14 protein-coding genes are annotated in these 13,343 nt (G+C 67.0%); all 14 read left to right on the top strand.

Features of this window, described 5'->3' with window-relative positions:
* The first annotated feature begins 72 nt into the window (after positions 1–72).
* The 14 genes from DMP05_RS04065 (at position 73) to DMP05_RS03995 (ending at position 13,342) form a co-directional block, all read left to right on the top strand.
* Complete coding sequence (locus DMP05_RS04065; RefSeq protein WP_123219273.1) at positions 73–504, top strand: helix-turn-helix domain-containing protein; 432 nt, start codon at positions 73–75, stop codon at positions 502–504.
* Positions 505–1,516: 1,012 nt separating this feature from the next.
* Positions 1,517–2,227 (top strand): hypothetical protein, encoded by a 711-nt coding sequence (locus DMP05_RS04060; RefSeq protein ID WP_148039689.1) that lies wholly within the window; start codon positions 1,517–1,519, stop codon positions 2,225–2,227.
* 2 nt (positions 2,228–2,229) lie between these two features.
* Entirely contained in the window at positions 2,230–2,976 is a 747-nt protein-coding gene (locus DMP05_RS04055) for a hypothetical protein (protein ID WP_123219271.1), read from the top strand.
* Between the two features lie 645 nt (positions 2,977–3,621).
* Positions 3,622–3,777 carry a helix-turn-helix domain-containing protein gene (locus tag DMP05_RS04050; protein ID WP_280176480.1) on the top strand — a complete coding sequence of 52 codons (156 nt, stop codon included), beginning with the start codon at positions 3,622–3,624 and terminating at the stop codon, positions 3,775–3,777.
* Positions 3,778–3,855: 78 nt separating this feature from the next.
* Complete coding sequence (locus DMP05_RS04040; protein WP_042433145.1) at positions 3,856–4,104, top strand: helix-turn-helix transcriptional regulator; 249 nt, start codon at positions 3,856–3,858, stop codon at positions 4,102–4,104.
* 5 nt (positions 4,105–4,109) lie between these two features.
* On the top strand, positions 4,110–4,592 hold the full coding sequence (locus tag DMP05_RS04035) for a hypothetical protein (protein ID WP_123219270.1): 483 nt from the start codon (positions 4,110–4,112) through the stop codon (positions 4,590–4,592).
* A 14-nt stretch (positions 4,593–4,606) separates the two neighbouring features.
* Positions 4,607–5,395 (top strand): ATP-binding protein, encoded by a 789-nt coding sequence (locus tag DMP05_RS04030; protein WP_161957463.1) that lies wholly within the window; start codon positions 4,607–4,609, stop codon positions 5,393–5,395.
* Positions 5,396–5,597: 202 nt separating this feature from the next.
* Positions 5,598–6,131, top strand: coding sequence for a hypothetical protein (locus DMP05_RS04025; RefSeq protein ID WP_033500213.1), 534 nt, complete (start codon positions 5,598–5,600; stop codon positions 6,129–6,131).
* 57 nt (positions 6,132–6,188) lie between these two features.
* Entirely contained in the window at positions 6,189–6,740 is a 552-nt protein-coding gene (locus DMP05_RS04020; RefSeq protein ID WP_123219268.1) for a hypothetical protein, read from the top strand.
* A complete protein-coding gene (locus tag DMP05_RS04015; protein WP_123219267.1) occupies positions 6,737–8,554 on the top strand; it encodes a VirD4-like conjugal transfer protein, CD1115 family in 1,818 nt (605 codons plus the stop codon). The genes DMP05_RS04020 and DMP05_RS04015 overlap by 4 nt, the downstream gene beginning before the upstream one ends.
* Before the next feature lie 84 nt (positions 8,555–8,638).
* The gene (locus tag DMP05_RS04010) at positions 8,639–8,854 is read left to right on the top strand and encodes a hypothetical protein (RefSeq protein WP_006234636.1); all 216 of its coding nucleotides are present in this window, start codon (positions 8,639–8,641) and stop codon (positions 8,852–8,854) included.
* A 12-nt stretch (positions 8,855–8,866) separates the two neighbouring features.
* The gene (locus DMP05_RS04005; protein WP_123219266.1) at positions 8,867–9,292 is read left to right on the top strand and encodes a PrgI family protein; all 426 of its coding nucleotides are present in this window, start codon (positions 8,867–8,869) and stop codon (positions 9,290–9,292) included.
* A complete protein-coding gene (locus tag DMP05_RS04000) occupies positions 9,261–11,738 on the top strand; it encodes a VirB4-like conjugal transfer ATPase, CD1110 family (protein WP_123219265.1) in 2,478 nt (825 codons plus the stop codon). Before DMP05_RS04005 ends, DMP05_RS04000 begins: the two co-directional genes overlap by 32 nt.
* Positions 11,739–11,740: 2 nt before the next feature.
* The gene (locus tag DMP05_RS03995; RefSeq protein ID WP_238329196.1) at positions 11,741–13,342 is read left to right on the top strand and encodes an NlpC/P60 family protein; all 1,602 of its coding nucleotides are present in this window, start codon (positions 11,741–11,743) and stop codon (positions 13,340–13,342) included.
* Position 13,343: the final 1 nt, after the last annotated feature.

Here is a 13,343-nt window from a genome sequence, read left to right as displayed (position 1 = left end):
ATTATGTATCAATGAACTATTTCGTCGAGATTCGCCGAAAAACACATTTGGTATTACAGGTCAGGAGGCCCGATGAAGATCGGAGAGAAGATCCATCGCATCAGGAAAGAACGCGGTTACACCGCCGAGCAGTTCGCCGAGATGCTTGGCATCTCCGCTGTCTCACTGCGCAAGTACGAATACGGGGAACGCATGCCGAAGGATCCCATGATTGCCGAGATCGCACGCTGCCTTGAGGTGAACCCCTCGTCCCTGAAATCCGATTGGGGAAGCGATGCGAATGATGCGATACACATATTGTTCGAATTGGAGGAGGCGTTCTGCCTCGAGCCTATCAAGGTAGGCGGGACGGTGGTTCTCGCTTTGCCGGAGAGCTTTGAGAACGAGGACCAGGAGGCTTTGGCGAGGGCGCTTCACCACTGGTACAGGAACAACAGGGACCTGAAGGATGACGAGCTGACACGCGATGAATACATCGCCTGGAAGGATTCATTCCGAGCCTAACGGCTGCAACATATGCTCAAATGGCCTCGTCAGGGGCCACTTTTATGCCCTGACCCGTTCGTGACCCAAACCGAAAAAAATTGGGCAATAAAGAATGATACGGATTCGTATCAATTATGTAGTTGCAGGTGGCTAACGGGTTGTAAGGAATTCTGCATCACGGTTTTTGCAGGTAATGATACGTATTCGTATCAATCGATATTCTGCATTAGCTATGCTACTTTTGGAAATAATTGCAGGTGAGAACAGGTATTCCAACTTGTTAGCCACTTGCAAAACGACTTCATATCGACTTCATTTTTGTGGGTCACGTTAATACTAATTTGCATTCGATGGCTTATTAATAGATATGAAAACACCCCTTGAGCTGGTGTTTCTCAAGGGGTGCGTTAGGTCACGAATTGATACGGAAATGTATCAACAACTATTCCCACTCGATGGCTTCGGTTCTGCCGTCCCGTCATTCCAGTTGCACCCAGTTTTCGGTTCCGTCTCGATCCGAGTGCCGCCAAGTAACACCGTGTCGTGTTTCGTCGGCTTCGGGGACAAAAGTCGGGACAACTTCAAAAACTTTTTTCGAACTCAGGGCCTTGAGTTTTTGTTTTTGTCCCAAAGCGCGCGGCGGGCCGTCTTTGGAGGCTCGATAGCGCCGAAAACGCCCGTTTTGAAACTCTACCGCCCTCTAGTCCGCAAGCCGCCAGCTGCAATCGCAAGTGAATCAACGCGGGTGGCTTGCAGACGTTTCGCAAAACCGCAGGTCGCTGGCACTCACCATCGGTGAACAAAGTGAGTAGTCTCGGGTGGCTTGCCCATGAGTTGAATCGACACCGCGATTCGGCGCGCAGCCGAGGCATCTCCGTCGTCTGGACTTCGGGCCCGTATTGGCCATCGCACGATGTGGCAGCAGCTGCAACGCGGTGAGATAATACCAGCAAGAAAGACAAGAATGCCCGTAGCAGAGAAGCAACTGGCATGGCTCGAACCGATAGCGACAATCGCAAGGGGGACGCACATGGACAGAGAAGGACTGGATGAGCTGATGTCCATCGACCTTGAGACGCGCAGGGATGCGGAGACGATCCTTTTCGCGCTCGAGCAGGCGCCCGACGGTTTCAACACCACGACCTACCGCCAGGCAAAAGCGCAGCTCGGCTGCGATGCCGATGCCGCCGATTGCTACCTGCTCGACCTGCACGCGGCCATCATGCTGCTCTCCGAGGCCCATGGCCTCAAGCTCGACATGAGCCGCCACGACTATAAGGAAGAAGGGCTGCCGTTCGTCCTCGACTACGACGTCTGGCACCGCAAGGACGCCGCTGCAAACGGGATGTTCGACGACGAGGCCTCGCCGGAGAACCGCGACTGGCGCGACGAGCACGATGGCATCATCGCCGACACCATTGCCGGCATCCTCTTCAAGGCGCTGCCGGCACATACCATCCCGCCGAAGCTCAGGTTCAGCTATGAGAACGTGCCCGCCCTCGACGCCGAGATTCTAAGGGTATGCTGCGGGTTCGAAGCCGCGGGGCTCTCGTTCTCCCTGGATTTCGAGCTCAATACCGGCAGGGGCGGCAACCGAATTTTCCTCGAGCCGGAGCCTGAACCCTCCGCAGGGAACGTAAGCCTCACCTGCGAGGGAATGGACGACGATTTCACAGCCGCTTGGAATCCCGATACCGCAAAGTGGGACAAGCCCCTCCCCGCCAAGCAACAGGGAAAATAGCCATGGGCGCGTATCTGGGCCTGCGCGACGGCTGGTTTTGGGAAGACGACGCAATCCTCGACGCGATCGAGACGCTTCAGGGCCAGGCGGACGGCACGTTCTACCCGACCGAATACGGGCCGGAGGGCCACACGGACATCGCCTGCCCCGACCTTTGGGGCTATCTGATCCCTAAGGAGGAGTCGGAACCGTTCGAGCGTCTTTTCGCGGCACGCGAAGACGAGCAGGTCGCAAAGCTCTACGGGACCCGCTTCGTCTACGCCCGATGGTACGTCGGTGCCGATGGCGAACCCAAGGTTTGCTTTCTCCCCGCGCCTGTCTCCCGTGAGGAGCCCCTTGCGGGAGGCGTCGGCGAGAAGGCGACGTGGGCGCGGTTCTGGACGTGGGGGCCTGCCCTCGAGGACAACATAGACATGAGCTGCGATCTGGTCACGGGTTGGTGCGAAATCGAGTACGTCTCCAGGAAACGCGACCTTCCCGCCGCCAGGTTCAGGGTTGCCGCGGCCAAGCTCGCGCCCTACGCCACCATCGGCGAAGGCGTCCACTATGGCGAGCGTGGGGAAAGCCCTTGGATGATCTACGACGGTTTCTACTGGAGCTACATCCTCGGGACCGACGATGCCGTCCTGCTTAGGGGGACGAGAAGCGGCTCTTCCGAGAAGAGCGACGAGCCCATTCTTTCCCTGTTCCGCTCGATAAGAAGGTCCGCTCGCGGCGCGACGCGCCGGCTTTGGGGATTCGCCATCTAGCAATGGCGGAGAAGAACCCAGCCTAGCAAGGGAATTCTTGTATTGCAGATGGGTTCAAAAAAAAGCAACGCAAAGGCCACCGAGCCTTACGGGGCGTCCTTGCGCATACCCTCGCCGTTCGTCTGCTCCCGCTCAGCCGAATCACCAACCGCAACAGGCCATGTCCCAACGGATGGGTACCATTTACCCGGGTGCACCTGGGGCAACGGGCTGAAAAACCTGTGCAAGGTCGCTCGCAGAACACGCAACATCAAACACGACAAAAGAGGCGAACGACAGATGCCGGACCCCGGACGACAGCACCGCGGAAGAGAAGCATTCCAACCAAAACTGAACAACTCCAGCTACTAGGCAGGCGCCCGCATGGGCGCCTTTTACTTTTCAGGGACTTAGCTGCGAGCTAAGGCATGCGGCTCATGGCCGTTTCGTGGAGGACCGACCAGCTCGACCCACCTCGACCCGTCTCCGCTCGCGCCGTGCTCACTAATCGCCATCAGGCGGTTCAATCGTCGCGCAGACGAAGAGGCACACGGTGTCGTGCGGTGTCCTCGCGCGGTGCCGCACGGGAAGATTGGAGGAACCATGGCACGCACAGCCGAATGCGCCGCGCCCGAGGGAAGCCAAGATCGGGACGAATGGATGACGGTGATCGAGATGCAGGAGTACATGAGGGCGAGCCGAAACAAGGCGTACGACCTCATCTGGTCGGGAGAGATCGACTCGTACAGGCTCGGAAGGAAGCTCCTGGTGTCGAGGGCGTCAGTGGACGCCTACATCGAGTCGAGGAGCGGCAGGAAATGACGGCGGCGACCGCCCCAGGAGCCGCCCGCGGCCGGGCACGCGAGGGAGCCTCGAGACGAAAGGAGCTCGAGGACGACCATGACCAAGAGCATTAGCAGGAGCCAGGTGAGGCTCATCGCATCGACCAACGCGATATTCGGAGCCGACGAGGCGTGCGCGATGCTGCGCATCAGCCGCGACGCAATGTACCGGCTCGCCAAGGACCCCGACGACCCGTTCCCGATCCGCTACATCGGCGGCAAGACGCGCGACGGCATCGTTCTGCACGACGAGCTCGTCGCATGGGTCGAGCGAAACAGCGTCGTCGGCTCGCCCAGAAGGGGCTAGCGCCGATGGCGGCCGCAGGCCCAAGGGGGCGCGACGGCCCCTCCCCGCGCGAGTTCACGGCGGTACGGCACTTCATGATGGCGGACCTGGGCCTCTCCGGCCTTCCCCTGCTCGTCTACGCGCGCATCTTCGGCTTCTGCGACGCCGGATGCGGCTACTTCGAGAGCAAGGGTGGCCTGGCCCGATTCCTCAACGTGCAGGAGCGTAGCGTCCACCGCGCCATCCGCGACCTGCTCGACCGGGGCCTCATCGAGGAATGCGGCGTGCACGCCCCGGCGCGCGGGCACGCCACCAAGCGGTACCGCATCGTGCGCGAGAGGCTGCCGCCCGGAGCGCTGGCAACCCCTGACGATTCGTCAGGGTTCCCGGCGCGAAAGGGTGACGAAATGACAGGGTTCGCAGCCCGAACCCCTGACGAGATGACAGGGAAACCCCTGACGATATGCCACCCAATAAGCAAAAGGGACAACAAGGACTTCAGAAGATAAGGAAGGGGCGCCCGATGGACCGAGCGGGACTCATCACCCTGGAGCAGGCCCGGGCGGCCGGGCTCTCCTTCGACGAGCCGGAGCCGAGGGCGTGCCCGCACTGCGGCGCCGCCCTCGATCCGCTCGGCGCGGCGCTGGCGGGCAGGGTCGCCTGGGTCTCCGCCGCCCCCTGCCCGTGCGAGGGCGCAGCCAGCGAGCGGGAGGCCGAGGCGCGAAGGCGCGCGGCCCTCGTCGCCAAGGAGGAGGCCGCCCGCCGGGAGAAGGCGCTCTCGCGCGCGGGCATCCCCAGGCGCTACTGGGCCGCCGAGGCCGACCGCCCCGAGTTCGCCGAGTACATTGCCTCGTTTGCCGGCAACGGGGGCGCCGGGCTCTACATACACGGGGGCGTCGGCGCCGGCAAGACGCACGCCGCCTCCGCCATGGCCAGGCTGTTCGCCGAGGCCGGCTACGACGTCGCCTTCACGACGGCCAAGGGCATGCTCGAGCGTGTGAAGGCCACGTTCGACGAGGGCGGCACCGAGGCCGCCGTCGCGCGGTACGCCAAGTGCGATGTCCTCGTGCTCGACGACCTCGGCAAGGAGGACGCGACGGAATGGTCCGTCGGCACCGTGTTCAGCGTGCTCGACGCGCGCTACGAGGACATGCGCCCGACCATCGTCACGTCGAACTACGCGCCGGGCGCGCTGGCGGACAGGCTCGCAAGGCGCGGCGAGCGCGTAACGGCAGAGGCGATCGCGAGCAGGATCTCCCAGACCTGCAGGACCGTCTACCTGGGCGGAAGGGACAGGCGCCGCCTCGGCTAGCTTGTGCGCTTCTCGTGGAGGCGCGGACGGCTCGACCCAGCTCGACCCATCGCAGGCGGCCCCGATGCCCGCCGCAATCGAAATCGCTATACACGTCTTGGGCGGCGCCGACGCGCCAGCACGCACGCCTGCTCCGACTCGCACCGTGCCCCCATCGCGAGGACGCCGCCCGCCATACGAGAAAACGAAAGGCGGAGGGCCCATGGACGGCTTCGAGAGGATAACCGGCCGCGAGCACGACGGGCTCGTGGAGAAGTGCCAGGAGAACGGCTGGCTCAAGGTCGGCGGCTTCGACTGGCAGGACGACCCGTTCCTCGAGGAGTACCCCTACGAGTTCTCCCGCACGGACAGCGTCGACAGGCTCCGCGAGGCGCTCGGCTCGGGCAACTGGGCCATACGCCAGGGGTTCTGCTACCGCGACCTCGCGTTCATCCAGCAGGTGAACGGCGGCGACGAGTGGTGGACGCTCAAGCGCGACGGCGACGCGTGGACCGGCTTCGAGAGCTGGAGCTTCGGCGCCATCGCCCAGGAGCCCGAGCGCTTCGAGCGCGCCATGCGCGACATGTGCGAGGCGACGCCGGAGCAGTGCCGCAGCGGCGAGTGGGCCCATCTGCACGAGAAGGCGCCCGAGCCGCTGGCGCAGCGCGCCGCGTCCGCCCGCGAGGCGAGCCGCGCGCACGCCGGGCAGGAAGCCCGCGCCCCAATGGCGCGCGAGAGGGCCGTCGGGGCCGAATAGGGACGACCGGGGCGCGAAGGCGCCCCTTTTTCATCTCGACTGGAAGGGAGGCACGGGATGGCGAGCGACTATGGGGACGAGGCGGGCGGCAAGCTGCTCGACTGGATGCTGAGGATCGGCCAGGAGGCCGGCGCCGAGGCAATGGCGCGCAGAGCGAGGGAGCTCTCCGAGCGCCTCGTGGGAATCCGCGGGACCATCGCCGGCGGGCGCGCCGAGGCCATCGCGGCCGAGGGCGCGCCGACCTACGCGAAGCTCAGCCTCGAGGAGCTCTCGGGGCTTCCCGAGTACGCGACGATCAAGGAGGTCGTCTCCGACAAGCTGCGCGCCGCGTCGGTCGAGCACCACATCATCCCCGGCGAGGGCCGCGACTGGCTGCTCTTCAAGGTGGAGGACGCGCCCGAGGTCGACGAGGCCTTCCGCCAGCTCGAGCAAGAGACGGGAAAGGCCGCCGAGCGCGCAAGAGAGCGGCTCTCCGAGGTAGCCGAGAGGCGCCAGGCACCCGAGCGGCTGGCCGAGCGCGCCGAGCGTGCGCGCGAGGCGTCGAGGGCCCACAGCCAGGGCCCCGGCCGGGAGCGCGGCCCGCGACATATCGAGGGGCCCGAGAGATGAGGTGGCAGGCGGCGGCCGCGCTGGCCGCGGCGGCGTTCGCCGCGGGAGACTTCGCGGCCGCGGCCCTCGCGGCGTCGGGCGCGAACCCGATCATCGACCCGGAGGCCGCCATGGCGGCGATCCCGGCGGCGCTCCGCACGGGGCGCGTCTTCTCCGCGGAGGCGCTTCCCCTGTGCGCGGGGACCGCCTGCGCGTGCGCGGCGCTCCTCGCCTGGGCGCGCTCCCTAGGGTCCAAGGGGGCCCGGCGCGACGGCGAGGAGCACGGGAGCTCCAGGTGGGCCACGCGTAAGGACATCGCGCCCTTCGGCGACGCCAAGAACCCCGACAACAACATCATCCTCACGGACAACGCGCGCATCCGCCTCGTGAGCCGCAGGTTCGACCTCTCCACCGACACCAACGACAACGTGCTCGTGGTGGGAGGACCCGGCACCGGCAAGACACGCTACTACGTCAAGCCGAACCTCCTGCAGGCCAACGCCAGCTTCTTCGTGACCGACCCGAAAGGCACGCTCATCCGCGAGATGGGCGGCGCGCTGGCGGAGCTCGGCTACGAGATCCGCGCGTTCGACACCATCGACTTCTCGCGCTCCATGCGCTTCAACCCCATAGCCTACATACGCGACGAGGCGGGCGTGATCCGCTTCGCCCGCGGCATCGTCGCCAACACCGAGGGCGAGGCCGACCACAAGGGCGACCCCTACTGGGAGAAGGCCGAGCGGCTGGTCTACACCGCGCTCACGGCCTACCTCGTCATGCACTGCGAGCCCGCCGACCGAAACCTCGACGGGCTGCTCACGCTGCTCTCGCTCGCCGACGCCCGCGACGACCCGGGCTACATGAGCCCGCTGGACATGGTGTTCCGCGAGCTGGAGACCGGCGAGCGCTACGTCAGGCGCGGCGGCGCTTCGGCGGAGGGCGGATCGCTGCGCGGCTTCGCCGAGGAGGACGGCGCGTGGGAGTGGGTCAAGGTCCGCGAGCCGGCGCCGTCCGACGACTTCGCGCTCGCGAGCTACCGCGAGTTCCGCGTGGCCGCCGGCGACACCATGAAGTCGATGCTCTCGAGCTGCAACGTCCGCCTGAAGCCGCTGTCCATCCGCGCCGTCCGCGACCTCACCTCCGAAGACGAGCTCGACCTCGCCCACATGGGCGACGAGGGCGCCAAGGTCGCGCTCTTCGCGTCGATGAGCGACACCGACTCGACCTTCGACTTCCTGTTCGCCCTGCTCATGGACACGGCCGTGAGCGCGCTTTGCGCCGAGGCGCTCGAGGCGCACGGCGGCTCGCTGCCCACGACGGTGCACTTCGTCTTCGACGAGTTCGCCAACATCGGGCGCATACCCGACTTCGAGCGGACCATCGCCGTCACCCGCAGCAGGAACATCGCCGTCTCGATGATCGCCCAGTCGCTCTCGCAGCTGAAGGAGACCTACGGCGACAACAACGCCGAGACCATCGTGAACGCCTGCGACACGCTGCTCTACCTGGGCGGCAAGGCGAACGAGACCAACGAGGAGATCAGCAAGATGGCCGGCAAGCAGACGGTGGCGAGCGAGACGCAGAGCGACTCGCGGGGCGCCGGCTGGACCCGGACCGTGAACCGCGGCATCTCCGAGCGCGACCTCATACAGCCCGCCGAGGTGGCGCGCATGCCGCGCGAGGACGCGCTCGTGCTCGTGAACGGGTGCATGCCGCTCATGGACCGGAAGTACCGCCTCGAGCGCCACCCGCGCTCGCGCCTGCTCGAGGAGGCCGCGCGCCGCGGCCCGTTCGACTTCGCGGAGTACCGCAGGCGTAAGGAGGGCGACTCGTGACGGGGCCGCGGAGGGCGCGGGCCTCCCCCGCCGCGGGGGAGGAACGGCAAGGAACATCGTCAACCGAAAGCAAAGGAGAGCAGCATGCTCGCAAACGTCATCAAGCTCGTGTCGGGCTGCGTGACCTTCCTCGGCGGCTTCCTGGTCGTGTGGGGCGCGGTCTCGCTCGGCCTGGCCATCAGGGAGCAGCAGGGCGGCCCGCAGATCGCGACCGCCATATCCACCATCGCCGGCGGCGCGATCATCATCGCCGCGTCGGTCTACTTCGGGCAGCTGGACACGTCCTGGCTGCCGGCATAGGGGGCGTCGCGGATGGCGCTCAGGATACCGGTGCAGAAGGACATCGGCGAGTACGAGGAGAAGATCGTCGGGAAGATGAGCCTGCGCACGCTCGCATGCGTGTCGCTCGGCTTCGGCAGCGCGGTCGGGGCGGCGGCCTTCGTCCACCTGGGCCTGCGCGCAGACGTCGCGGACGCGGCCTTCCCGATCATGCTCTGCAGCATGCCGTTCTGGCTCGCCGGGTTCTGGCGGCCCTTCGGCATGCGCGCCGAGGAGCTGCTGCCTCTCCTGGCGGCACACGAGCTCTCCCCGCAGCTGCTCGCGTACGAGCCCTGCCTCGCCGCGAGCCTCCCCGAGGGCTCGCCGCGCCCGGGCCGCCCGGGGCGGCGCGCGAGGCGCAGGGCCAGGAAGAAAGGAGCCGAGCTCTATGAGCCGAGCAAGAAGCAACAAGGAGAATAGGCCGAAGCGCCCGAGCACCCTCGGGCTGCTCCTCGGCGGCACGGGCGGGCGCAAGGACGCCTCGAAGGGCGCGGAGGCCGAGCGGCAGAGGCGCCGCCGGGAGCGCGACCGCTCGCGCGAGATGGCCGCCTACGTCGGCTACGACGCCATGTACAGGGACGGAATCGCCCAGGTGATGCCCGGGGTGTTCAGCCAGACGGTCGAGTTCTCCGACATCAGCTACCAGTCCGCGCGCAAGGAGGCGCGCGAGACGGCCTTCACCGTGATGAGCTCGCTGTTCAACTACTTCCCGGCGGACTCCCACGTGCAGCTCCAGGTAGTGAACGCGCCCATCCCCGCCGACGAGGTCGGCCGCAAGGTCTTCTTCGAGCCCGGGGAGCGCGCCACCGCCGGGCTCGCCGAAGAGTACAACCGGATCCTCAACGACAAGATGCGCGAGGGCGTCTCGAACCTCGTGCGCCACCGCTACCTGACCTACGCCGTGGGCGCCGACGACGTCGACGCCGCGGTGCCCAAGCTCGCGCGCATCCGGGGCGACGTGGAGCAGACGCTCGCGCGCATACGCTGCTCGTCGCGCGCCCTCGACGGCGCCGAGAGGCTCGAGCTTTTGCAGGGGCAGCTGCGCCCGGGGTCGCGCTTCGAGTTCTCCTGGGACAAATTGTCCCCGACGTCGGGCGCGCGCACGAAGGACTTCGTCATGCCCTCCGCGCTCGACTTCAAGCCCGAGGGCAGGTCCGACTGCTTTTGCAGCGACGGGCGCTACGGCGCGGTGCTCGCGGTGCGCAGCTTCGGGTCGGTCATCGAGGAGACCTACCTCGCCTCCATCATCGACCTGCCGCTGCCGCTCAACGTGACGCTGCACGTGCAGCCCATCGCGCAGAGCGAGGCGCTCGCGCTCGTGAAGCGCCAGATCGACTGGATGGACAAGGAGATCATCGACGAGCAGATGAGCGCCGTGAAGAAGGGCTACGACTACCAGATCCTGCCGCCCGAGCTGCGCTTCTCGAAGGAGGAGGCCGAGGAGCTGCTCGACTTCCTGCGCAACAAGTCCGAGCGCCTGTTCGTCTACACGGGCCTCGTCTACACCTGGGCCGACAGCCTCGAGGAGCTCGACCGCCGCGTCCAGCAGGTGACGAGCGTCGCGCAGGGCTGCACGATCGGCCTCGAGCCGCTCCACTTCCGGCAGCGCCAGGCTCTCAACTCGGTGCTCCCGCTCGGGGACAACCACGTCACCGTGAGCCGCTACCTCACCACGGGGCAGGTGGCCATGCAGATGCCCTTCGCCAGCCAGAGCCTCGACGAGGCGGGCGGAGGCTACTACGGGCAGTCCAAGGAGAGCGGGAACCTGGTGCTGTGCGACCGCAAGCGCCTGGCGAGCCCCATGGGCTTCGTGTGCGGCAAGCCCGGCTCGGGCAAGAGCTTCTCGGTGAAGCGCGAGATAACCAACACCGTTCTCGCGCACCCCGAGGACGAGGTCGTGATCTTCGACCCGGCCGGCGAGTACGGCAACCTCGTCGGCGCGCTCGGCGGCGCGAACGTCGAGCTCGCCCCGGGATGCTCGGCGGTGCTCAACCCCCTCGACACCGCCGACGTCGCGGACCGCGCCGACGCCGCCAAGCTCGCGTACAAGACCGACGCGGTGCTCGCGCTCTCGAGCGCGCTCATGGCCGAGGGCCGCGAGGGCCTGCCTGAGCGCGACCGCTCGATCATCGCCCGCTGCGTCGGCGAGGCGTACCGGGAGTGCGCGAGGGACGGCCGCCTGCCCACGCTCGGCGACTTCCACGCGGCGCTGCTCGCTCAGCCCGAGCCCGAGGCCGCCGACGTCGCGCTGCGCTACGAGCGCTACGTGAAGGGCGCGTTCTCCTTCTTCAACGGCCAGAGCAACGTGGCGCTCGACAACCGCATCACCAACATCGACATGCACGGCCTCGGCCAGAACATGCGCGTGTTCGGCATGATCACGGCGCTCGAGATGGTGCGCAACCGCGTGATGGTAACGCCGCCGCGCCCCAACTACACCTGGCTCTACATCGACGAGGTGCAGAGCCTCTTCGCGCACCCGACGGTGGTCGAGTACTTCGCCCGCCTGTGGCGCGAGGGGCGCAAGTTCGGCCTCATCTGCACCGGCATCAGCCAGAACACGAGCCACATGCTGGCCAACGCCGAGGCCCGCGACATGGTGCTCAACTCCGAGTTCTTCCTGCTGCACAAGCAGTCCACCGCCGACCTCGACGCATGGGCGGAGATGCTCCAGCTCTCCGCCACGGAGCGCGGCTACATCGGCGACGCCGTCAAGCCCGGCGAGGGGCTGCTCATCAGCGCCGGGATCCGCGTGCCCATCACCGACGACTTCCCGAAAGGCCCGCTCTACGACCTGTGGAACACCAAGCCCGCAGAGGTCGCCGAGCGCGAGATGCGCCGGGCGGCGCGAAAGGCGGAGGAATAGGAATGGCCGGACCGAGCGAGGGCGGCGGGATGCTCGAGGTGGTCGGGGCGCAGCGCCGCGACGTGCTCACCGAGGGCGACGTCGCGGAGACCGAGCGCGACGCCCTGGGAAACGTCTCGGAGGGTGCCGGCCCGCTCGACGAGGCGGGAGGCCCCGCCGCAACGGCGAAGGGGCGCCCATCCAGGCCCGACGCGCCGGAAGGCGGGCTCGGGGACAAATTGTCCCAACCAGCCGGCGACCGGCGCGCGGCGGCCGCGATGCGCTCGCGCGTCGATGCGGCGAAGCTGGCGATCGCCCGGGAGGCCGTCTCACAGCTCGACGACTCGGAGGAGCTCGAGGGCGCCTCGGGCATGTACGACGCGGGGCGTGCGGCCAAGAAGGCCGCGGGAAGGCTGCGGCAGAGGAAGGCGAAGAAAGCAGCCCAAGGCAGCCGCAAGGCGGCGACCGCCCTCGGCGCCCCCAAGGGAGGCGCGCGCGGCCCCGAGGCAGCCGGCGCGACCGCCCCGGCCAAGCACCAGGCGGCCCAGGCGGCCGTGCAGGCGTCGGGCGAGGCGGCCCGCGCCGCGGGGTCGAAGGGCGCCGCCTCCGCGATCGCGGGCGCGGTCTCGGGCGCGGCGCCCGCCCTGCTCGGGGCGGTGGCCGGCATCGTGGCCTTCGTCGCGTGCGCGCTCGCCGTCGCGCAGCTGCTGAGCGCGCTGTTCGGCTTCTGGGACGACGCGGCCTCCAAGCAGGGCCTCGAGGGGCTGCCGCCCTACATCACCTACGAGATGGTCGAGGCGGCGCTCGAGTGCCAGGAGGAGTACGGGCACCCGGCGGGCTGCACCATCGCGCAGATCATCCAGGAGTCCGGCCAGGGCGACCGCATGAGCCAGCTCGCAGAGCGCGACCACAACCTCTTCGGCATGAAGTGGTGGTCGGGCTACGCGGGCTGCCCCGAGGTGGCCGGCAAGGCGAACTGGGCCACCAGCGAGGAATATGTGCCCGGCGAGCACACCCAGATCACGGCGAGCTTCATCCGCTTCACCGGCGACGCCGAGTGCATCCGCTTCCGCAGCAGGGTCTTCCTGCAGGCGGAGCGCTACTCGGGCAACGCCCTCATCCGCGAGGCGATCGAGAGGCACGACTCGGACAGGATGGCCGAGGGGCTCAAGGACGCCGGCTGGGCGACCGACTCGTCCTACGTCGAGTCCCTGAAGTCGATCATGGCGCAATGGGGCCTCTACAGGTTTGACTCCATGACGGTCGAGGACCTGAAGGACTCGACCGCGAACGGGAACGCGATCGTCGAGGCGGCGTACAGCCAGCTCGGCGTGCCCTACGTGTGGGGAGGCTCGACCCCCGGCAAGGCGCTCGACTGCAGCGGGCTCACGCAGTACTGCTACGCGCAGGCGGGCATCCGCATAAGCCACTACACGGGTTCCCAGTACGAGGAGCTCAGGCGCATACCGCTCTCGGAGGCGAAGCCCGGCGACATCCTCTACCGCTCGGGCCACGTGGCCATCTACATCGGCGACGACAGGTACATACACGAGCCGCGAACGGGCGACGTGTGCCGCATAGCGAGCGGCATCGGCAGCTTCAGCTGCGCGCTCACCGCGAGATAGG

It is taken from the genome of Slackia isoflavoniconvertens, from assembly GCF_003725955.1.
Lineage (GTDB): Bacteria > Actinomycetota > Coriobacteriia > Coriobacteriales > Eggerthellaceae > Slackia > Slackia isoflavoniconvertens.
The sequence above is the reverse complement of the archived record's forward strand: the minus strand, read 5'-3'. Positions and strand labels throughout refer to the sequence as shown.

Coding starts and splice junctions, on each gene's coding strand:
- DMP05_RS04065 (WP_123219273.1), top strand. CDS start 73: ATGAAGATCGGAGAGAAGATCCATCGCATCAGGAAAGAACGCGGTTAC.
- DMP05_RS04060 (WP_148039689.1), top strand. CDS start 1,517: ATGGACAGAGAAGGACTGGATGAGCTGATGTCCATCGACCTTGAGACG.
- DMP05_RS04055 (WP_123219271.1), top strand. CDS start 2,230: ATGGGCGCGTATCTGGGCCTGCGCGACGGCTGGTTTTGGGAAGACGAC.
- DMP05_RS04040 (WP_042433145.1), top strand. CDS start 3,856: ATGACCAAGAGCATTAGCAGGAGCCAGGTGAGGCTCATCGCATCGACC.
- DMP05_RS04035 (WP_123219270.1), top strand. CDS start 4,110: ATGGCGGCCGCAGGCCCAAGGGGGCGCGACGGCCCCTCCCCGCGCGAG.
- DMP05_RS04030 (WP_161957463.1), top strand. CDS start 4,607: ATGGACCGAGCGGGACTCATCACCCTGGAGCAGGCCCGGGCGGCCGGG.
- DMP05_RS04025 (WP_033500213.1), top strand. CDS start 5,598: ATGGACGGCTTCGAGAGGATAACCGGCCGCGAGCACGACGGGCTCGTG.
- DMP05_RS04020 (WP_123219268.1), top strand. CDS start 6,189: ATGGCGAGCGACTATGGGGACGAGGCGGGCGGCAAGCTGCTCGACTGG.
- DMP05_RS04015 (WP_123219267.1), top strand. CDS start 6,737: ATGAGGTGGCAGGCGGCGGCCGCGCTGGCCGCGGCGGCGTTCGCCGCG.
- DMP05_RS04010 (WP_006234636.1), top strand. CDS start 8,639: ATGCTCGCAAACGTCATCAAGCTCGTGTCGGGCTGCGTGACCTTCCTC.
- DMP05_RS04005 (WP_123219266.1), top strand. CDS start 8,867: ATGGCGCTCAGGATACCGGTGCAGAAGGACATCGGCGAGTACGAGGAG.
- DMP05_RS04000 (WP_123219265.1), top strand. CDS start 9,261: ATGAGCCGAGCAAGAAGCAACAAGGAGAATAGGCCGAAGCGCCCGAGC.
- DMP05_RS03995 (WP_238329196.1), top strand. CDS start 11,741: ATGGCCGGACCGAGCGAGGGCGGCGGGATGCTCGAGGTGGTCGGGGCG.